Source organism: Actinoallomurus sp. NPDC052308 (assembly GCF_040679195.1).
Taxonomy (GTDB): Bacteria; Actinomycetota; Actinomycetes; order Streptosporangiales; family Streptosporangiaceae; genus Actinoallomurus; species Actinoallomurus liliacearum.
In genome coordinates this window covers 179,680-198,395 of record NZ_JBFAUM010000001.1, presented here as the reverse complement: position 1 = coordinate 198,395, position 18,716 = coordinate 179,680, and the positions used below count along the sequence as shown (strand labels likewise).

General features: G+C 70.4%; 23 protein-coding genes. 6 read left to right on the top strand and 17 right to left on the bottom strand.

The genetic code is table 11. The annotated features are described in order from the left end of the window. Positions 1-221: 221 nt before the first annotated feature. From AB0L00_RS01060 to AB0L00_RS01030, 7 genes are all read right to left on the bottom strand, one after another. Positions 222-1,403, bottom strand: coding sequence for an Ig-like domain-containing protein (locus AB0L00_RS01060; protein WP_364426709.1), 1,182 nt, complete (start codon positions 1,401-1,403; stop codon positions 222-224). Positions 1,404-1,479: 76 nt separating this feature from the next. Next, complete coding sequence (ccsB, locus tag AB0L00_RS01055; RefSeq protein WP_364426706.1) at positions 1,480-2,430, bottom strand: c-type cytochrome biogenesis protein CcsB; 951 nt, start codon at positions 2,428-2,430, stop codon at positions 1,480-1,482. 5 nt (positions 2,431-2,435) lie between these two features. Beyond that, positions 2,436-4,046, bottom strand: a complete 1,611-nt coding sequence (locus AB0L00_RS01050; protein ID WP_364426703.1) for a cytochrome c biogenesis protein ResB — start codon at positions 4,044-4,046, stop codon at positions 2,436-2,438. Between the two features lie 25 nt (positions 4,047-4,071). After that, positions 4,072-4,773: a cytochrome c biogenesis protein CcdA gene (locus tag AB0L00_RS01045; RefSeq protein ID WP_345353676.1), complete on the bottom strand. Its 702-nt coding sequence runs from the start codon at positions 4,771-4,773 to the stop codon at positions 4,072-4,074. Positions 4,774-4,831: 58 nt separating this feature from the next. Next, positions 4,832-5,383 (bottom strand): TlpA disulfide reductase family protein, encoded by a 552-nt coding sequence (locus AB0L00_RS01040; protein WP_364426700.1) that lies wholly within the window; start codon positions 5,381-5,383, stop codon positions 4,832-4,834. Positions 5,384-5,394: 11 nt separating this feature from the next. Beyond that, on the bottom strand, positions 5,395-5,973 hold the full coding sequence (locus AB0L00_RS01035; RefSeq protein WP_364426697.1) for a TlpA disulfide reductase family protein: 579 nt from the start codon (positions 5,971-5,973) through the stop codon (positions 5,395-5,397). Positions 5,974-6,028: 55 nt separating this feature from the next. Further along, entirely contained in the window at positions 6,029-6,661 is a 633-nt protein-coding gene (locus AB0L00_RS01030) for a histidine phosphatase family protein (RefSeq protein WP_364426694.1), read from the bottom strand. A gap of 272 nt (positions 6,662-6,933) precedes the next feature. Here AB0L00_RS01030 and AB0L00_RS01025 point away from each other — a divergent pair, with 272 nt between their 5' ends. Together AB0L00_RS01025 and AB0L00_RS01020 are read left to right on the top strand one after the other, a co-directional pair. After that, entirely contained in the window at positions 6,934-8,109 is a 1,176-nt protein-coding gene (locus tag AB0L00_RS01025) for an Ig-like domain-containing protein (protein ID WP_364426691.1), read from the top strand. Between the two features lie 246 nt (positions 8,110-8,355). Beyond that, entirely contained in the window at positions 8,356-8,913 is a 558-nt protein-coding gene (locus tag AB0L00_RS01020; protein ID WP_364426688.1) for a hypothetical protein, read from the top strand. 53 nt (positions 8,914-8,966) lie between these two features. Here the strand turns inward: AB0L00_RS01020 and AB0L00_RS01015 are convergent, their stop codons facing one another. Further along, positions 8,967-9,539 carry a TetR family transcriptional regulator gene (locus AB0L00_RS01015; protein ID WP_364426685.1) on the bottom strand — a complete coding sequence of 191 codons (573 nt, stop codon included), beginning with the start codon at positions 9,537-9,539 and terminating at the stop codon, positions 8,967-8,969. Between the two features lie 88 nt (positions 9,540-9,627). On the opposite strand from AB0L00_RS01015, the gene AB0L00_RS01010 reads away from it, so the two are divergent. Further along, complete coding sequence (locus AB0L00_RS01010) at positions 9,628-10,644, top strand: NAD(P)-dependent alcohol dehydrogenase (RefSeq protein ID WP_364426682.1); 1,017 nt, start codon at positions 9,628-9,630, stop codon at positions 10,642-10,644. Positions 10,645-10,776: 132 nt separating this feature from the next. Here the strand turns inward: AB0L00_RS01010 and AB0L00_RS01005 are convergent, their stop codons facing one another. From AB0L00_RS01005 to AB0L00_RS00990, 4 genes are read right to left on the bottom strand one after another with little or no spacing between them, the layout of a single operon-like run. Further along, the gene (locus AB0L00_RS01005; protein ID WP_364426680.1) at positions 10,777-11,256 is read right to left on the bottom strand and encodes a hypothetical protein; all 480 of its coding nucleotides are present in this window, start codon (positions 11,254-11,256) and stop codon (positions 10,777-10,779) included. Beyond that, on the bottom strand, positions 11,243-11,350 hold the full coding sequence (locus AB0L00_RS01000; RefSeq protein WP_364426677.1) for a DUF397 domain-containing protein: 108 nt from the start codon (positions 11,348-11,350) through the stop codon (positions 11,243-11,245). The genes AB0L00_RS01005 and AB0L00_RS01000 overlap by 14 nt, the downstream gene beginning before the upstream one ends. 2 nt (positions 11,351-11,352) lie before the next feature. Then, a complete protein-coding gene (locus tag AB0L00_RS00995) occupies positions 11,353-11,457 on the bottom strand; it encodes a DUF397 domain-containing protein (protein WP_364426675.1) in 105 nt (34 codons plus the stop codon). Next, a complete protein-coding gene (locus tag AB0L00_RS00990; RefSeq protein WP_364426672.1) occupies positions 11,454-11,903 on the bottom strand; it encodes a DUF5753 domain-containing protein in 450 nt (149 codons plus the stop codon). The genes AB0L00_RS00995 and AB0L00_RS00990 overlap by 4 nt, the downstream gene beginning before the upstream one ends. On the opposite strand from AB0L00_RS00990, the gene AB0L00_RS00985 reads away from it, so the two are divergent. Then, positions 11,902-12,276: an ATP-binding protein gene (locus AB0L00_RS00985; RefSeq protein ID WP_364426669.1), complete on the top strand. Its 375-nt coding sequence runs from the start codon at positions 11,902-11,904 to the stop codon at positions 12,274-12,276. The two genes, AB0L00_RS00990 and AB0L00_RS00985, sit on opposite strands and share 2 nt — an antisense overlap. 1,269 nt (positions 12,277-13,545) lie before the next feature. Here the strand turns inward: AB0L00_RS00985 and AB0L00_RS00980 are convergent. The 4 genes from AB0L00_RS00980 to AB0L00_RS00965 all read right to left on the bottom strand — a co-directional run bounded on the left by AB0L00_RS00980 (position 13,546) and on the right by AB0L00_RS00965 (position 16,091). After that, positions 13,546-13,992, bottom strand: coding sequence for a GNAT family N-acetyltransferase (locus AB0L00_RS00980; RefSeq protein ID WP_364426667.1), 447 nt, complete (start codon positions 13,990-13,992; stop codon positions 13,546-13,548). Between the two features lie 116 nt (positions 13,993-14,108). After that, positions 14,109-14,258 (bottom strand): hypothetical protein, encoded by a 150-nt coding sequence (locus tag AB0L00_RS00975; RefSeq protein ID WP_364426664.1) that lies wholly within the window; start codon positions 14,256-14,258, stop codon positions 14,109-14,111. Between the two features lie 521 nt (positions 14,259-14,779). Then, positions 14,780-15,700 (bottom strand): LLM class flavin-dependent oxidoreductase, encoded by a 921-nt coding sequence (locus AB0L00_RS00970; protein WP_364426661.1) that lies wholly within the window; start codon positions 15,698-15,700, stop codon positions 14,780-14,782. A gap of 22 nt (positions 15,701-15,722) precedes the next feature. Then, a complete protein-coding gene (locus tag AB0L00_RS00965; RefSeq protein WP_364426658.1) occupies positions 15,723-16,091 on the bottom strand; it encodes a MerR family transcriptional regulator in 369 nt (122 codons plus the stop codon). A 64-nt stretch (positions 16,092-16,155) separates the two neighbouring features. On the opposite strand from AB0L00_RS00965, the gene AB0L00_RS00960 reads away from it, so the two are divergent. Further along, entirely contained in the window at positions 16,156-17,124 is a 969-nt protein-coding gene (locus tag AB0L00_RS00960; RefSeq protein ID WP_364426655.1) for an aldo/keto reductase, read from the top strand. On the opposite strand, the gene AB0L00_RS00955 is transcribed toward AB0L00_RS00960, so the two are convergent. Further along, positions 17,112-17,666 (bottom strand): helix-turn-helix domain-containing protein, encoded by a 555-nt coding sequence (locus AB0L00_RS00955; RefSeq protein ID WP_364426652.1) that lies wholly within the window; start codon positions 17,664-17,666, stop codon positions 17,112-17,114. The two genes, AB0L00_RS00960 and AB0L00_RS00955, sit on opposite strands and share 13 nt — an antisense overlap. Positions 17,667-17,730: 64 nt before the next feature. Here AB0L00_RS00955 and AB0L00_RS00950 point away from each other — a divergent pair. Beyond that, positions 17,731-18,716 (top strand): alpha/beta hydrolase (locus tag AB0L00_RS00950; protein ID WP_364426649.1); only part of this gene is annotated, 986 nt, incomplete at its 3' end.

The following is an 18,716-nucleotide window of genomic DNA, read 5'->3' as shown; positions in this document are numbered from 1 at the left end:
CCTGGTATCGCCGACCCGAGGTCATCGCGTAGTGAAGCCGAACATCCCAAGCCGACACCTCCGGTCTCTCCGGAGAGCACGCGGAGCCGGCGGGACGGCTGAGGAACGTCGTGGTCTCACGGGTACCCCATCCGTCCGCTCGGCGGGCACCCAGGGCGTGGAAACGCGCCGACCCCGGCGCCACGCGGGCGGCCGGGGTCGGAGAAGCGCTGGTCGGCGGGTCAGTGCAGGGCGCTGCCCGCGACCCACTTGTTCCACGACAGGGCCCAGAAGACCCAGCCGTTGGAGTCGACCTCGTTGGACAGCTTGCGGCTGGTGCCGGTGACGTTCACGATGTCGCCGCGCTGGGCGATGTCGTAGAAGTACCGGGCGCCGGTCGGCGAGGTGCGGACGCAGCCGTGGCTGGCGTTGCGGTTGCCGAGGGCGTCGTACTCCCCGACGCTCTGGTGGACGTACTCACCGCGGTTGGTGATCCGGACCGCGAGGTGCACGACCTCCTTGTAGTAGCCGGCGTCGCCGGGCTTGCGGCCGGGCGACTCCATCGTCACGCTCTCGGACTTCTCCTGCGTGATGTGCAGGCCGCTGGTCGTGGTGTACTCCGTCGTCGACCCCACGCCCGTGCTGATCGGGAACTTCTTGACGACGCCGTCGTGGTCGACCTTCATGTAGTGCGTCTTGGAGTTGGCCACGGTGACGTTGGACGCGCCGATCTTGAAGGACCGCGACACGTCCGCCTTGCCGTACACGCCCTTGAGGCCGCGGACGCCGGCGAGGTGGGCGGTGAACGTGACGTTCTGGTGCGAGCCCCAGAACTTCTGGGTGCGGAAGACGACCTCCGTGCTCGACATCCAGTGCCAGACGCCGGTGTCGCCCTTGTCCGACTTCACCTCGAGCGCCCGCTCGACGTTCGCCTTGTTGGCGATCGGCTTGTCGAACTTCACGATGATCGGCATGCCCACGCCGACCTTCTCGCCGGGCATCGGCGTGATGTCAGCGATCTTGAAGGTCTGGGTGGCCTGCTGCGTCTTGAACGTGCTCTGCGTCGTCGTGGTCTTGCCCTTGGCGTTCTTGGCCGTGACGTTCACGGTGTACGACGCGCCGGGCTTCAGCGTCCACTTGGTCTTCCACTGCGTGTGATCGGGGGTGAAGTCGCCCGGCACCTGCGTGCTGCCCGAGGCGACCGTCACCTGCTCGAGCTTTCCGCCCGAGGCCGCGACCGAGACGCCCTGGTCCGGGCGCGCGGCGCCGGTGCCGTTGGCGGGAGTGACGCGCACCTGGGCGTCGGGGGCCTTCGTGCCGTCCTTGCCGTTCGTGCCCGCCTCGCTGCTGCCCGTGCACGCGGACGCACCGGCCAGCAGGGCCACCATCGCCATCATGCCAACGGCCGACCGCCTTCTACCCACGCGAGTCCTCCCAGATTCACCCACGACCCATGTGACGCACGGCGTGCGTAAAAAGTTGCCAGTGGGATCTAAGTAATCAACCAGCGTAGGAGTGCAACCCGGAAACGAGGTAGTTGATTCCGAAGAAGTTGAACAGAAGGCACGCGAAGGCGATCAGGGAGATGACGGCCGCCTTGCGGCCCCGCCAGCCGGCGGTGGCGCGGGCGTGGAGGTACCCGGCGTAGACGACCCAGGTGATGAACGACCAGGTCTCCTTGGGGTCCCAGCCCCAGTAGCGGCCCCACGCGGAGTCCGCCCAGATCGCGCCGGCGATGATGGCGAACGTCCAGATCGGGAAGCCGAACATCATCGTGCGGTGGGAGATGCGGTCGAGGGTCTCGGCGTCGGGGACCCGCTCCATCAGGCCGCCCGGCTTGGGCGGCGTCCGGCGGGTCTTGAGGAGGTAGAGGATCGTGGCGACGCCGGCGACGGTGAACGTTCCGGTGGCGGTCACGGCGGCGGTCACGTGGATGGCGATCCAGTACGAGTGCAGCGCCGGGCGGAGCGGACCCGGGTCGTCGTACAGCCAGATCGTGGCGATGCCGAGCGCGATGACGACGGCCACCATGAGGAACGGGCCGAGCCAGTTGGTCTTGTAGCGCCAGAGCATCACGAGGTACACGGTCACCGCGGCGAACGTGATCGCGGACACGAACTCGTACATGTTGCCCCAGGGCACGCGGTCGGCCGCCATGCCCCGGGTGACGATCTCGGCGCCGTGCACGCCCCAGGCGAGCACGTTGAGGAGGACCGCGAACCGGCCCCAGTCGATCCGGCGGCCCTCGTCCTCGTCCTGGGCCTCCTCGACGTCCTGCACGTCCTCGGGGCCGCCCGCGCCGACGAGGACCTTCGCCTCCTGCGGCACGGCCGCGACGCGCCGCCGCCCGAACGAGATGTCGGCGGCGTATCCGACCATGGTGACGACGTAGAGCAGCACCGCACCGAGCATCAATTGGTTGCTCAGATTGGCCAGATGGGTGTCGACCACGGTCGTCACTCCTCGTCTGTGTTCGGGGGTTCGTCCGGAGCCGTGCCCCGGGACTCTTCGGGAGCGGCCGTCTTGAGCCGCTCGACGATCGCTTCGAAGTCCGGAGTGGCGCCGCCGAGGGTGAGCCCTCCGACCTGGACCACGGTACGCCCGCCCTCCGCGGCCGTCGCACGGACCCACACCCTGCGGCGGCGCACGAGGAAGGAGGTCACAATCCCGGCGATCGCGACGATGCCGGCGGCGAGCGCGGGGACGCGTCCGGGGTCGTGGTTGACCTGGAGGGTGACGTACTGCCGGTAGCCGTCGAAGGTCACCGACCCGGCGCCGCCCGGCAGTTGCAGCGTCTGGCCGGCCGCCAGCGGCTTGACCTTGTTGCCCATGAGGATGGGCTTGAGCTTGGCGGTCTCCAGCCGGTACACCGACTGCGGGGCGCCGTTGGACAGGCCGAGGTCGCCCTTGAAGGCGAACAGCGCGACCTGCGGGTTCCACGCGGCGGGGAAGGCCGAGACGACCTTGCCCTGCTGGTTCGGCACGGCGGTGGGCCAGAACAGCCCGATGAAGCCGAGCTGGTCGGGCTGCGCGTCCGGCACCTTGATGACGCCCTCGGAGGCGTACGTCGCCTCGTTGGTCGGCAGGAACGGCACGGCCTCCTGGAAGGCGACCTGCCCCTTGCCGTCGCGCACGGTGAAGCGCGGCGCGTAGCCGTGGCCGAGGAGGTAGACCCGCGACCCGTCCACGTTGAGCGGGTGGTTGACCTTCAGGTCGTAGGACTTGACAGAGGACCGCAGGCCGTTCTGGTACCGGATCTTGGCCGAGAAGTTGGTCGGCTGCCCGCGGTTCGGGCCGCTCGGCAGGTAGCTCGCCGAGAAGGAGTCCAGCCAGACGGTGAACGGCGGCAGCTTGGAGGCGGTGAAGCTGCGGCCGCCCTTGAACGCGTCGTACGAGGCGAGGGTGTTGGAGAAGCCCTCCCCCTCGGTCACCAGGACGTTGCCCTTGTAGCCGAACGCCGCGCCGGAGCCGACCGCGAACAGCAGCACGAGCAGGGCCATGTGGAAGACCAGGTTGCCGGTCTCGCGGAGGTACCCCTTCTCGGCCGCGACAGCGTCGTCGTACGTGTCGACGCGGAACCGCCGGCCCTTGAGGATGCCGCGCGCCTCGGCGAGCACCTCGTCGGGGGCGGCGGCCGTCTCGTACGACGCCGCCTCCGGCAGCCGGCCGAGGTTGCGCGGGGCCTTCGGCGGCCGGGACCGCAGCTGGTCGACGTGGTGCTTGGCCCGCGGCAGCACGCAGCCGGCCAGGGACACGAACAGCAGGATGTAGATCGCCGCGAACCAGGGCGCGGCGTACACGTCGAACAGCGACAGCTTGTCCATCACCGGCGCGAGCGTCTTGTGCTGCTGGAAGAAGGTCGTGACCTTCTCCGGCGCGAGCCCGCGCTGCGGCAGGAACGAGCCGGGCACGGTGCCGAGTGCGACGAGGAACAGGAGGACCAGGGCCGTCCGCATCGAGGTCAGCTGCCGCCAGCCCCACCGGAGCCAGCCGACCAGGCCGATGCCCGCCGGGCGTTCCCGTGGCGCCTGCGGCGCGGCCTGCGTCTCAGGAGCGTCGACGCTCACGGGCGTGCCCCCTTGTCGAAGCTCATCAGATCACCGTCTTGAAGCCGGAGACCCAGCCTTGCAGTTGAATCGTCAGGTCACTCCAGAACCCGGTCACCAGGAGCAGTCCGATCGCGACGAGCAGGCCGCCGCCGATGCGCATCACGGCCTGGTAGTGGCGCTTGACCCAGCCGAACGCGCCCAGGGCCTTACGGTACGCGACGGCGGTGAGCAGGAACGGCACGCCCAGGCCGACGCAGTAGGCGAACGACAGCAGCGCCCCGCGCGCCGCGCTCGCCTCGGTGTAGGCCATCGCCTGCACGGCGGCGAGGGTCGGGCCGATGCAGGGCGTCCAGCCGAGCCCGAACAGCGCGCCCAGGAGGGGCGCGCCCGCCACTCCTGCGGCGGGCAGCCGGCTCGACTTCACGGTCCGCTGCAGCCCGGGGATGAACCCCATGAACGCCAGTCCGAGCAGGATCGTGACCGCGCCCAGCACCTTCGTGATCACGGCGGCGTGCCGCTGCAGCAGCGCGCCGAACCCGCCGAACGCCAGCCCGGCGCTCACGAACACGACCGTGAATCCCAGGACGAACAGCGCGACCCCGAGCAGCAGCCGCCCCCGCCGCCGCTCGCCGAGGTCCGCGCCGCTCATGCCGGTGACGTACGAGAGGTAGCCCGGGACGAGGGGCAGCACGCACGGGGACAGGAACGACACGAGCCCGGCCGCCGCCGCGACCGGGACCGCCATGACGAGCGATCCGCTGGTGACGGTGCTCACCACGCGCTCACCCCCGTACGGCCGCGCTTCATCGGCCCGCCGCGATCTTCGTGACCAGGTCGCGCAGGGCGGAGTACGGCGTGCCGCCGACGATCCGGCCCGCCACACGGCCGTTCCGGTCGACGACGAGCGTGGTCGGCACGCCGGTGAGCGGCACGTCGCGGAAGGCCGGCGCCACCTGCCCGGCCTGGTCGTAGACGCTCGGATAATCGATCTTGAAGGTGCGGGCGAAGGCCTTGCCGGCCTCCTTGGCGTCGCGTACGTCCACGCCGACGAATTGCACCCCGGACGCCTTCGTCTCGGCGGACACCTTCTGCAGCGCGGGCGCCTCGGCGCGGCAGGGACCGCAGTAGGACTGCCAGAAGTTCAGGACGGCGACCTTGCCGCGCAGGGCGGCGAGGTCGAAGCTCTTCCCGTCCAGCGTCGTCCCCGTGACCCGCGGCGCGGGTCTGCGGTCCTTGAAGAGTTCGTACGGCGCGGTGGAGGACTGCCGCGCTCCGGTGGCGCCGGTGCCGGCACAGCCCGCGAGCGCACCGCCGAGTACGGCCGTGGCCGAGGCGGCCACGGCACGACGGCGCATCGCGGTAGGGCTCATTTCTCGGCCGCGACCTTGGTGACGAGGTCCCGGAGGCGGGAGTAGGGCACGCTGCCGATGATGCGGACCGCGACCTTGCCCTGCCGGTCGATGATCAGCGTGGAGGGCACTGCGTTCGGCGGGATGTCACGGAAGGCCAGCGCCACCTGCCCGGCCTGGTCGTACAGGCTCGGATAGGTGATCTTGAAGGTGCGCAGGAACGCCTGCGCGTTGTCCTTGCCGTCCTTGATGTCCACGCCCAGGAACTGCACGCCCGAGCCCTTGGTCTGCTGGTAGATCTGCTCCATCGTGGGCGCCTCGGCGCGGCACGGCGCGCACCAGGACGCCCAGAAGTTGACGACCGTGACCTTGCCGCTCTGCGCGCCGAGGTCGAAGGGCTTGCCGTCGAGCGTGGTGCCCTTCACCTGGGGGGCGGGCTTGCGGTTCTTGATGATCTGGCTGGAGTTGTCGCCCGCGACGTACCGCGAGTCGGAGTTGCCGGCGCCGCTCTGCACCGCGCCGGTGCCCGCGCATCCCGCGAGCACGCCGACACCGAGCAGGATCACCGCCGGAAGGGTCAGGGCACGGGGGGTCACGGGCACGCTCCTACTACTACATCGTGTAGTACTCAGCTCTATTGTGCAGGAGGGCTCAGGCGCCGGGGACACCGGGGCGGTGGGAGAGCTCCCCCGCCGGCTCGGCGTAGTCGACCTTGACGATGCGGTCGTCGTCGTAGGTGAAGCTGGTCACGCTGGCCAGCGCGCACTGCCGGCGCCCCGGGTGGTGCCACATCCGGCGGCCCTCCACCCGTCGCCGCGTCACCCAGATCGGCAACTGGTGGCTGACGCACACCGCCTCGTGCCCGCGCGCGGCGTCGCGCGCGGCCGCCATCGCGGCCAGCATGCGCCGGGCGATCTCCTCGTACGGCTCGCCCCACGACGGCCGGAAGGGATTCCAGAGGAACGGCCAGTGCTCCGGGCGGCGCAGCGACCCGTCGCCGACGCCGAACGTACGGCCCTCGAAGTGGTTGGCGGCCTCGATCAGGCGCTCGTCGGTGCCGACCGGCAGGCCAAGCGTCTCGGCGATCGGCTCGGCGGTCTCCTGGGCGCGCTCCATCGGCGAGGACACGAGCGCGGTGATGTCACGCCCGTCGAACCACTTGGCCGCCGCCTTCGCCATCAGCCGGCCGTCGTCGCTGAGGTGGTAGCCCGGCAGCCGCCCGTACAGGACACCCTCGGGGTTGTGCACCTCGCCGTGGCGCAGCAGATGAACGATCGTCTTCATAGCGCCCCAACACTACCGGCCCCCGGACGTGACAGCGCCGACCGGACCAGCGAGTCGCCCGCACGGCGGCACCGAAGGTGAAAACCCGCACGGCGCGTTACCCGCACGCGACGCAGGTGACACGCCGTGCGGGGAGGCCATCAGCCGCCGGCGTCCGGGACACGCCGTGCGGAATCGCGGCGTTCGGCGGCGTCTCGACAGATGCTTGTGTCGTACGCCGCTCCGGCGAACCTGCCCGCCGTACGCGCATCTCATAGAAAGTGAAGATTCACATGAGGAATCGGCGGCTGTTCGCCGGCCCGGCCATCGCCGCCGCGACCGTCGCCGTGACGTCGGCCTGCTCCGGGGGCGGCCAGCAGGCGGCATCGGTCGCGGCCGACGCGACGATCAAGATCAGTCCGGCCGACGGCAGGCGCACCGTCCGGCCGGACCGGAGCGTCGAGGTCACCGTCTCCGGCGGGCGGCTGGAGCAGGTGGACGTACGGCAGGACGACACGGACGCGCCGGGCGCGTTCGACGCCGACCACAGGTCGTGGAAGACCATCTGGACCCTGAAGCCCGGCGTCTGGTACCGGGTGAAGGCCACGGCCCGGAGCTCCACGGGCCGGGTCACCGCGGTGATGAGCCGGTTCCGCACGGCGTCGGCGGCGCATCAGATCGCCATCGCCGACGTCACGCCGCAGGCCGGCGAGAAGGTCGGCGTCGGAATGCCGATCATCGTGACGTTCGACGGCCCGGTGGCCGACCGCGCCCAGGTCACGCGCGCCCTCGAGGTGCGGGCGGACCGGGCGGACGGGGGCGCCTGGCACTGGATGTCGGACCGGCAGGTCGTCTACCGCACCCGCCGCTACTGGCAGCCGCACCAGAACGTGACCTTCACCGCGCACCTGGCCGGCGTACGCGCCGCCAAGGGCGTGTACGGGACGACGGACGTCACGAGGACCTTCACCATCGGCGCGTCGAACATCACGGTCGCCGACTCCCGCACCCACCTGATGAAGGTCGACCACGACGGCGTGCTGCGGACGTTCCTCATCAGCATGGGCAAGGGCACCACCCGGGAGTACACCACGACCAGCGGCATCCACCTGACCAGGGAGAAGAAGCAGGTGGTGCAGATGGAGTCCCCGAACTGCAAGCCGGGCCAGTCCGGCTGCGACTACTACAAGGAGGACGTCCACCTCGCGGTGCGGATCTCGATGGGCGGCGAGTACGTCCACCAGAGCGTCGGGGAGTACGACGCCCTCGGCGACCGCAACGCCAGCCACGGCTGCGTCCGCACCTCCCGCGCCGGCGCCCGCTACTTCTTCGGCATCGCGCAGCGCGGCGACATCGTCAAGATCACCGGCACGTCCCGCCGCTTCGTCGACGAGCCGAACGACGGCGACTGGAAGTACTGGAACTACTCCTGGAGCTCCTGGCAGAAGGACGGCGACCTGTCCCGCTGAGCGCGTCAGAGAGCCACCGTCACAAAATCCGCAAATATGGACGAGTCGCCTCGCGGGCGGCGTTGTTCGCCGAGCCTTTCGTACGGCCCCGGTCGACGGCACCCATCAGGGCCAGGGCCCAACCAGGACGAAACCCCTTTTCATCCGTCGGAGTCGCCTTACCCGGCGCTTGTTCGTCGATTAGGATTTCGGGCCGTGTCCTCCTGGCGAGCCGCAGGCGATTTCCCGCCCACCTATCCGCATCCGATGCAGACCCTGACGCTGATGTTGATGGACGGCTCCGTCCCACGACGGGCCCGAGGCGACATGGACGCCTGCCTCGCGGCCGCCCTGGAAGGCGCCGAGGGCAGACTCCGCCCGGAGCCCGACGCGGGGATGCTCTACCCGTTCGGCCTGGTCATGGACGCCGACGGCGTGCTGCGGAAGGCCGGGCAGTACGACGCGGACTACGCCTACGACGAGACGGCCACCGCCGGGGCGCTGCACCACCTCGCCGACGGCTACCGCGCCCGCGGGGCCGAGCTCCGGTGCGCGGTCATCACCTACTACGTGCGCATGAAGGAGCCGTCGCCGGGCGACACCACCCCTGTCAACGTCCAACTTCGCCGGTCCACGGACTGGCGGAAGGACCCCGCCCCGGCACCGCCGGGAAGCGTCGACGCGATCGCCATGGAGGTCGAGCACCAGGCGGGCTGCGCCCTCGCGGTGTTCATGCCGTTCGCCTGGCAGGGGCCCCAGCAGGAGTTCGTCGTCGGCGACCTGCTGGCCGTCCCCGCGAAACGCCGTGTCTGGCCCGACGCCTGACCTGTTCCCCCTGCCGCCCCGCCGCGGCGTGCCCGCCCTGGCGTGCCTCCCTCTCAGGGAGCGAAGGCCCGGGACACCGCCGTGGACAGGGCCTGCCGACGGCGTTCATGGTCCGCGGGGGAATCATCGGGAGTGGCGACGTAGGACAGGCCCGCGCAGGACCAGGTCAAGGCCATCGCGATGACCAACGCGAGCACGTCCTGCGGCTCCATCGCGGGTGTGATGAAGCCGGTCCGCTGCGCGTCGGCGATCGCCCGCAGTTTGGCCGCACTCGCTGATTCGTCGGTCACGAGGTTCCCGGTCCCGACGCGTTCGAGGCGCGCCCAGGCGGCCAGCCGGATCAACTCCGGCCGTGCGACGGCCGCGTCGTACAGGCGTACCGCGTAGTCCGGGAGATCTTCGGCGGTGAACGGGGTCGCCTCCACGACGGCGCCCGCATGCATGCGGAAAACGGCGTCGAAGAGCCCGAGCTTGTCGCCGAAGTGGGAGTACAGCAGCGCCTTGTTCACGCCGGCCTCGGCCGCGATCCGGTCGACCCGAGCGCCGGCGATGCCGTAGGCGGCGAAGTCGGCGGTGGCGGCGGCGAGGAGGTTGCGGCGGGTGGCCTCGGCATCGCGGACGCGCATCCGCTGATGCTATCCGACCAGTTGGTTGACAGATTCGGAAGCGACGCTACGTTGTAACTATCTAGTTAGTTACTGGAGGGAACAAGCGATGACGAGGCGTGCGTACGCGGTCGAACAGGCGGGCGGCCCTGTGCGGGTACATGAGTACGAACCGGCGCCCCTGGGGCCACTCGAGGTCGAGGTCGCGGTGACCCACTCCGGGATCTGCCACACCGACCTCGGCATGATCGACGACGAGTGGGGGATCTCGAACTTCCCCGTGGTCGCGGGCCATGAAGCGGTCGGCGTGGTCGAGGCTCTGGGCGACGCGGTCGATCGCACGCGGTTGGCCGTCGGTCAACGCGTGGGCGTCGGGGCCACGGCCGGATCATGTTTCGCCTGCGAATGGTGTCTCAGCGGCCGGCAGCAACTCTGCCCGGCCAAGGACAACGTTGTGGTCCGCGGGACCGGAGGAGCCTTCGCCAGCCATGTCCGCGTCAGCGACTGGCGGCACGTTCAACCCATCCCCGACGTCATCGCCTCTGAGCACGCAGGGCCTTTCCTGTGCGCCGGGACGACGGTCTTCCCCCCGCTCCTCCATCACTCGGTTCGACCGACGGACCGCGTCGCCGTCGTCGGGATCGGTGGCCTGGGGCACCTGGCGATCCAGTGCCTCGCGAAATGGGGATGCCATGTGACCGCCATCTCCTCGACGCCCGGCAAGAGCGCCGACGCCCGCCGGTTCGGCGCTCACGACTTCGTCGCGACGAACGAGGGGACAGGGCTCGATCGGGTGTCGAATTCGTTCGACTTCGTCCTCTCGACCGTCTCGGCCGACCTGCCGTGGGACGCCTACCTGGCGACCCTGCGCCCGCGCGGGACGTTGTGCGTCCTCGGCCTCCCCAACGGCGCGCTCACCATCAACCCGCTCAGCCTCCTCCCCGGCGAACGGACCATCGTCGGAGGCGTCACCGGCTCACCGACGGAGACCCGCCAGATGCTCGACTTCGCGACCCGGCACGACATCCGCCCGATGGTGGAGGTCTTCCCCGTTACGCGCATGGACGAGGCCCTGGACCAGGTCCGCCACGGACGCGCGCGCTACCGCGCCGTCCTGGAGTTCTGAGCCAGAAGGAACGCCGAGGGCCTTCGTCGCCTCCACAGCGCCGATAACGGCGTGATGACCAAGGGGATCCAAGAGGTTCTCCTTTAACGCCCCGGATTTTCGTCGCTCCAGCGACGAAAATCCGGGGCACTATTAGCTTTGCTCGGCGAGGAGCGGGCGTAGTCGCGCGCAGATGGCGTTCACCGCCGCCTCCCCCGGCGACTCACCCGCGCGGAACATCGCGAGTTGGAGCTCCGGGCCGGCCGCGGCGAAACGCGCCATGTCGGCCTTGGTGATCGGCTGGACGACGAAGTGGATGTGGCCGGGCTTTCGGTCCATGTGCGACCACAGGCAGACGTAGACCTGCTCCGGCCGGACCACCTCCGTGACCGCCGCAGCCGTCCGCCGCAGAAGCGGACCGAGCGCCGCGCTCTCGGCCTCGTCGAGGTCGGCCACATGGACGACGTGCCGCAGCGGCTTGACCACCAGCGTGCCGACACCCAGCGGCCCGACGCAGTGCTCCACGACCAGACCCGAACTCTCATACAGCCGCCCACCCGGCAACGGCCGCACACCGGAGCTCAGCTCACAGGCGATGCACCCGGCCCGCGCCACCTGCTCAGCCGCCGCCACGGGCCTCCTCGACGACGGCGACTTCTACGCACATTCCGCCCTGTTGGTCGGACCGGGTACTCGTACGCCACTGGACCGACGACGCTCCCCGCACGTTCAGGTGTCCTCTGCCACGACGGCCACCTCGACGCACTGACCGCCCTCCTCGTCGCTCCGCGTGCCTTTACGCCACTGAACCGGCGGCCGCTCCTCCATGTTCATGTGTCCTCCAGAACGGAACGGATGAGCTCCTCGGACGCCATGGCAGGCAATGCCGCCGCCCGAACCAGGTCGAAACGGGCTTTGAGCCTCCCGACGTGCCGATGTTCTTTCGTGATACCACCCGAAATCTCGCCTGTCGCCGCGTAGGCCACGTCTGGCCCATTGTCGAATCCCATGATTGTGAACGGCATCGAGAGGTAGACGGGCGCTTCCTCCGGAAGGACCTGGATGGTGACGTTCGGCTCTTTCATCGCGTCGAGGAGGCGTTGGAGTTGGGCGCGCATCACCTCGGGGCTGCCGATCTTGCGGCGGATGGCGTACTCGGCGAGGAGGAGGACGAGCCACGGGGGCTCGTCGCGGCGGAGGATCTGCTGGCGGTCCATTCGCGTGGCGACGAGTTGTTCGACCTTGTCGGGGTGGTTGCCGGCGGTGAGGACGGGGCCCATGACCGCCGACTCGTACTCCCTCAAGCTGGGGCCGCATCCGGGTGCCGCCAAGGTGGCCAGGCTCGCGGTCGAGCGGCGGTTGCGGGACTGGGCGCTGCCCGAGCTGCTGGACGACGTGCACCTGGTCACCACCCAGCTGGTGTCCAACGCCGCGCGGCTCGGTGCCGTGTTCGAGCTGACGATCAGCCGTCCGGGTGACCGGGCCGTGCTGGTCGAGGTACGGGACTCCGGCGACGGCGAACCCGCGATCCGGGCCGCCGGGCTGGACGAGGAGGACGGCCGCGGGCTGTTCATCGTCCAGGCGTACGCCACCGAGTGGGGCTGGCGTCCGGAGGACGACGGCAAGACGGTCTGGGCGCGGTGCGGCGGGTGACTGAGACTCCGCGCGGTCGGGTCTTCCCCCGAAGCCGGTCGCGCGGCAGGGGCACGGCGGGCACGGAGGTGAGGGGCCGATGCTCGCCGTGCCGCCATCTCCCGCAGGGATACGCGCCCGGTCCGCCGGCAGCAACTGCTGTGCGAGGTGAGGGGACCATCGGACGAGAACAAGAGTGGCTTCGGTCCTGTTGGTGGCCAGAGATGAAAAAGTCCCGGCGGGAGTGGTTCAGGACCACCCCGCCGGGATCAGTCGATCAGGGCTCCTCAGACGGAAGCCTTAACGCAGTGTCGTCGCTCACCGCCCCGACGACTTCGGCGCCGGCGGACCCGGGATCAGACCGCCACGGGCACCGGCGCGCCCATCACCGGTTACGGCCCGGGTTGGTGGGTCGGGGCGGGCGGTTGTCACCGGGAACCGGGCCCGGGTTGCGCGGTATCGGACCGGGGTCGGGCTCGCCGATGGGCGGCTGTCCCGGCGTGCTGCTCAGCGGTTCGAACGGGATTCGACCGTCACGCATGAGGTTGTCCTTTCCGTTGGGCGACCATCGCATTGGGCGATCATCGGTCGCTTCTTGATGCATCACCGTCCGCGGTGCCCGAGTTTCCGCAACCTCGAACTCGGCGGCCTCGCGGTCGGCAATGCCGCTACGGCGGACTCACCGTCGACGGTTGCCCGGATACGGGCCGGTGTCCACCGCGCAGTGCCCGCTGTCTACCAGCGGCATTCTCCAGCCGGGTGGGGACGTCCGACTGTGCCGACCTCCGCCTCACGCCGACCGGGTGGCACGTGCGAGACCGGCTTCGGTCCGTCTGGGGTCAAAATAAAAAGATCCCGGCGGGAGTGGTTCAGGACCACCCCGCCGGGATCAGTCGATCAGGGCTCCTCAGACGGAAGCCTCACGCGGTGTCGTTGCTCACTGCTCCGACGGCTTCTGCACCGGCCAGCTCGGCCCGATGGGCTGCGGGTTCGGCTCTTCCGGCGTGGTGCCCAGCGATTCGAACGGGTTCCGACCGTGGCGCATGAGATTGTCCTTTCCTTTGGGCGACCATCGCATCAGGTGATGCGTCGGTCGCGTCGTCAGGAATGACAGTCCACGATGCGCGAACTTGCGCAACCTCATTACTCGGCCGTCTCACGGCCGGCAGCCGCGGTCAGGGGCGAGATCGCCGCCGTGGTCGCCCTCGGGAGCCACGTCTATGGAGGCCGTCCGCGGATCCGGTTCGCCCCTTCGGTGAGGGGCCGGTGCTCGCCGTGGCTCGTACGGTGTCAGGGGCACCTCATCCGGATCTTGATGTTGCCGTCGCCGTGGCGGCTCGTCTCCTGGAAGCCGAGGCGGCGGTAGACGGCGTGGGCCCGGGTGTTGATGGTCAGGACGTCCAGGGTGACGTGCCGGCCCTGCGCGTGGGCGCGGTCGATGAGCCTGCGGATGAGGGTGCCGCCGATGCCCCGGCCCTGGTGGTCGGGGTGGACCTCGATGCGGCCGAGATAGAGCTCGTCCGGTCGGTCCTCGGCGATGAACAGGCCCGCGTCGGTCCCGTCGACCGTGATGATCTGCCAGTGGCCGGGAGCGAAGGCCCGTCGCTGATATTCGCGCTGGTCCGCGTCGTTCCAGCCCCAGATCGCGGCGACATACTCCCCCATGGCGAGCCTGTGCAGTTCGAAGCAGAAGTCCGCGTCGGCCGGTGTCGCCGGCCGCAGCCCGATGCCGTCCATGGCGCGAGCGTTCCAGAACGAGCGAACCCGACGCGAGTAGCTCCGCCGGCACACGAGAAGAGGGCCCCAGCGCAGCGGCTGAGGCCCTCTGTGGTTGTGCGGTCAGGCTTCCGCCGTCACCGCTGCTCGGGCTCGGTCCCGGCCTGGGACGCCTTGCCCGCGGCCCTGTCCCTCGCTTGCTCCGCGATGACACGCACCGCGCCCAGCAGGGGGTCCTTACCATCGCGCTTCGCCGCGCGCTTCACCATGCGGTCCTTAAAGCTCATTGCCGCCTCCTTGGTTGGCTCCCACACATGCGGTGGGACTTCTTAGGAAGAGACCGTCCGGGTAGCGGCGGATCGGACCACATCGGATCACCGAGTCAGGACAGCGTCGGAGATCGTGTCGCATGAGAAGAGGGCCCCAGCGCAGTGGCTGGGGCCCTCGCGGTCGTGGCGTCAGGCTCCTACCGCCGTGCGGCGGTCAGCCTTCCGCTGTCACCGGCAGTGCGCCGAGCCAGGACGACAGCGCGGCCACCACGGCACCGGGGACGGGGGGGGTCGCGGCGGGGAACGTGCTGGAGATCACGCCTGCCGAATGATCTTGGTTACCGGTGGCCGCTCCGGCTGTGTCATCATAAAGATGATCTTGAACGCGGTTCCTGCGGGGGCCGTGGAGCGCTGGCAGCGCTCCGTTGACCGCCCGACGGTTGAACCGGCCGCCCCCAGGAACAGTGGCCGGGGAATCGCCGAGCCGGGCCGGCGGAAGGGCCGGTGACCCGCCACTGGGTCGCCGGCCCTTCACCGTCTCAGGCGAGGTGGGGCATGACCTCGGCGGCCAGGCGCTCCATCTGCTCGGCCTCGTCGAAGAGCGTGGTGAACAGGATCATCTCGGCGCCCGCGTCCGCGACCTCGCGCAGCCGGGTCACGCACTCGTCGGGCGGGCCGAAGACCGCGACGGGGGTCAGCTCGTCCCCGCCGGAGCGGCCGTACACCCGGTTCAGCGCGTCGGTCATGCGCCGGCGGGCCCGCGCGGCGTCGTCGTCGACCGCGATGTACACGCGCTTGGCGATCCGGAAGTCGCCCGGGTCGCGGCCGGCCTCGTCGAGCGCCTCCCGTACGACCCGCGTCTGGTCGGCGAACTGCGCGGTCGTCTGCGACCCCGCGCCGAAGAAGCCGTCGCCGTACCGGACCGCGCGGCGGAGCGCGTTGGGGTGGTTGCCGCCGAACCACAGCGGCGGGTACGGCTTCTGGAACGGCTTCGGCTCCATCGCCTGGCCGTCGAGCTGCCAGAACCGGCCGGGGAACGCGATCTCGGACTCGGTCCAGCACGCCTTCATCAGCCGGATGCCCTCGGTGAAGCGGGCGACGAAGGCGTCCGTGTCGACGCCGAACGCCGCGAACGCCCTGCCCCGCCCGCCCGTGCCGACGCCCACCTCCAGCCGACCCCGGCTGAGCTGGTCGAGCGTGCTGATGCTCTTGGCCAGGTGCAGCGGATTGTGCAGCGTGCTCACGAACACCGCGCACCCGAGGCGCAGGCGTTCGGTGCAGGCCGCGGCGTACGTCATGGTCTCGATCGGGCCCAGGTTGGGCATCGAGCCGAGGACCTGCTCCTGGGTCCAGCCACTGTGGAAGCCCAGCTCCTCGGCCCGTACGACGTAGGCGCGGAACGCGGCCGGGTCGAACTCCCCGGCGGCGGAGAACTGCGGGATGGAGATCGCGAAGCGCACCCTCCGACCCTACTCCGGCCGGTCAGCCCGGCGCGGGTGCGACGGTCTCGGTCGCCTCGAGGTAGCGCTGGAGCGCGTCCCGGTTGCGGGTGAGGGCGTCGATGCGGGACTGCATGCCGTCCAGGGACTGCCGGAGGATGCCGCGCAGCTCCGGGCAGCCGGTGAGCCGGGGCGTCCTGCCCTCGGCGCACGGCAGCAGCTCCCGGATGACGTCCGTCGACAACCCGGCGTCGAGGAGCCCGCGGATCTGGGCGACGATCACGGGGGCGTCCTCGGCGTACTCCCGGTAGCCGTTCGGCAGCCGCTCCGGGACGAGCAGTCCCTGCTCCTCGTAGTACCGCAGCAGCCTCGCGCTGACCGAGGTCCGCCGCGACAACTCGCCGATGCGCATGTGACCTACTCCACGATGGTTCGGCTGGACCTTCACACCAATGTGAAACCCTAGCGTCGGCGCCATGCGGTACACACACCTCGGCCGTACCGGCCTGCAGGTCTCCCGGCTCGTGCTCGGCACCATGAACTTCGGTCCCGACACTCCGGAGGAGACCGCCCACGCCATCATGGATCGCGCCCTCGACCTGGGAATCAACTTCTTCGACACCGCCAACATCTACGGCTGGCGGCTCGGCGAGGGCTGGACCGAGCAGATCATCGGGCGCTGGCTGGAGAAGAGCGGCCGGCGGGACGACGTCGTGCTCGCCACCAAGGTGTACGAGCCGATGGGCGAGGGACCGAACACGAGTGGCCTGTCCGCCCGGCACATCCGCCGGCAGGTCGAGGACTCCCTGCGCCGGCTGCGGACCGATCACCTCGACCTCTACCAGGCCCACCACGTCGACCGGAACACGCCGTGGGAGGAGTTCTGGCAGGCGATGGACGTCCTGGTCGCGCAGGGCAAGGTGCTGTACGTGGGCTCCTCGAACTTCGCCGGCTGGCACATCGCCCAGGCCGGTGAGGCGGCGCGGCGCCGGAACTCTCTTGGCCTGGTCAGCGAGCAGTCGCTGTACAACCTCGCCGAGCGCACCGCCGAACTCGAGGTGCTCCCCGCCGCCCGCGACTACGGGCTCGGCTTCATCCCCTGGTCGCCGCTGCACGGGGGCATCCTCGGCGGCATCCTGCGGAAGGACCGGCCCGGCCGGGAGAGCGGTTCGGACCTCACCGCGAAGCGCCTGGCGGCCGTGCGGCCCCGGGTGGCGGCGTACGAGGAGTTCTGCGACGAGCTGGGCCGGCCCCCGGCGGACGTGGCCCTCGCCTGGCTGCTGCACCAGGAGGGGGTGACCGGACCGATCATCGGCCCTCGTACGCTCGACCATCTCGAGCGCGCGGTCGGCGCCCTCGACGTCCGTCTCGGCCCGAGCGAGCTGGACCGCCTCGACGAGATCTTCCCCGGTCCGGGCCCCGCCCCGGAGGCCTATGCCTGGTGACCGGCCGCCGGGTCGCCCGGGCTCTCGGCGGGGAAGAGGATCGGGCTGATCAGGTGGCGGACGCGGTCCGGCGCGGGTTCGTTGGTCATCCGGGAGACGATGACGTCGCGCAGCTCGCCGATCAGCTCGGCGCGTTCGCGCGGGCTGAGCCAGATCGCGTGCTGCCGGTAGCCGACCAGGTCGCGGGCCGGGTCCGCGTCGCGGTCCAGGTAGGCGTTGAACTCGGCCAGCAGGGTGGCCATGGCCGTGGCGAAGGCGCGGCGGTGGTCCTCCGGTGAGGCGGACGCGGCCGTCTCCGCGTCGATCACCGCGCGGGCCCGGCGCAGGCGGTACGTCCGTTCGACGGCGCCGCGCACCCGCTGCTCGCCGTCGATCTCCAGGAGCCCGCCCTCGGCCAGCAGGCCGACGTGCCGGTACAGGGTCGCCTTCGAGACGTCCGGCAGGAGCTCGGACAGTTGCGCGGTCGTGAGCGTCCGCCCGCCCGACATCGCGTGCACGATGCGGAGCCGCACCGGATGCAGAAGCAGCTCGACCGGGTCCATGGCCCAACGATCTCACGACTGATACCTTTCTCAAAGTTGAGAATAATCTTTGGAGGCGTCTCGCATGGGATCTGCGACACCGGAGCACCGGACCGAGCCCCCGCTGGGGCGGCTGTACGAGGTGGGCGGCCGGCGGCTGATGCTGCACCGGTCCGGCGCCGGGGAGCCCGCCGTGGTCCTCCTGGCCGGGGCCGGCCTCGTCGGCCTGGACTACGTGAACCTGCACGACCGCGTCGCCCGGCTGACGACCGGCGTGCTCTACGACCGGGCCGGCACCGGCTGGAGCGACCCGGTCGAGCTGCCCCGTACGGCCGGTGAGGTCACCGACGAACTGCGCGACCTGCTGGCCGCCGCCGAGGTTCCGGGCCCGTACGTGCTGGTCGGGCACTCCCTGGGCGGGGCCTACGCGCGCCACTACGCGCAGCGCTTCCCCGGCGAGGCGGCCGGGCTGCTCCTGCTGGACCCAACCCACGAGGACTTCCTGCGCCGCGCGCCCCGGCAGGTGCCCGAGATGCTGGAGCGGATGAAGAGCCAGGACCTGCCGGAGCCGACCGAGGAACAGCTCCAGCGCTCCCGCGACGCGCTCGCCGGGCACTTCGCGAAGTGGCCCGACGCCGTTCGGGGACCGCTCATCGAGCACCACCTCACCGCGTGGCGTACGGCCTGGAACGAGGACAAGAACCTCTACACCGAGGTCGCCGACGAGCTCCGGAACGCCCCGGACCTGCCCGACGTACCGCTGATCGTGCTGACCGCCCTGGGGCACGACGCGACCCAGGCCCACCTGTGGCCCGAGGACCTGCTGCGCGAGATCAACGACATGAAGCGCACGATCCACGCGGAACTGGCCGCGTCGGTCCCGCGCGGCGAACAGCGGGTCCTCGACGACGTCGGGCACGGCTGGATGCACGAGGAGCGCCCCGACGCCGTCCTCGGGGCCCTCACCGACCTTCTCCGCGCCGTCTGGGCACGGCGTCCACTACTGCCTCGGCGCGCCGCTGGCCCGGCTGGAGGGGCGGATCGCCATCGGGACGGTGCTGCGCCGGCTCG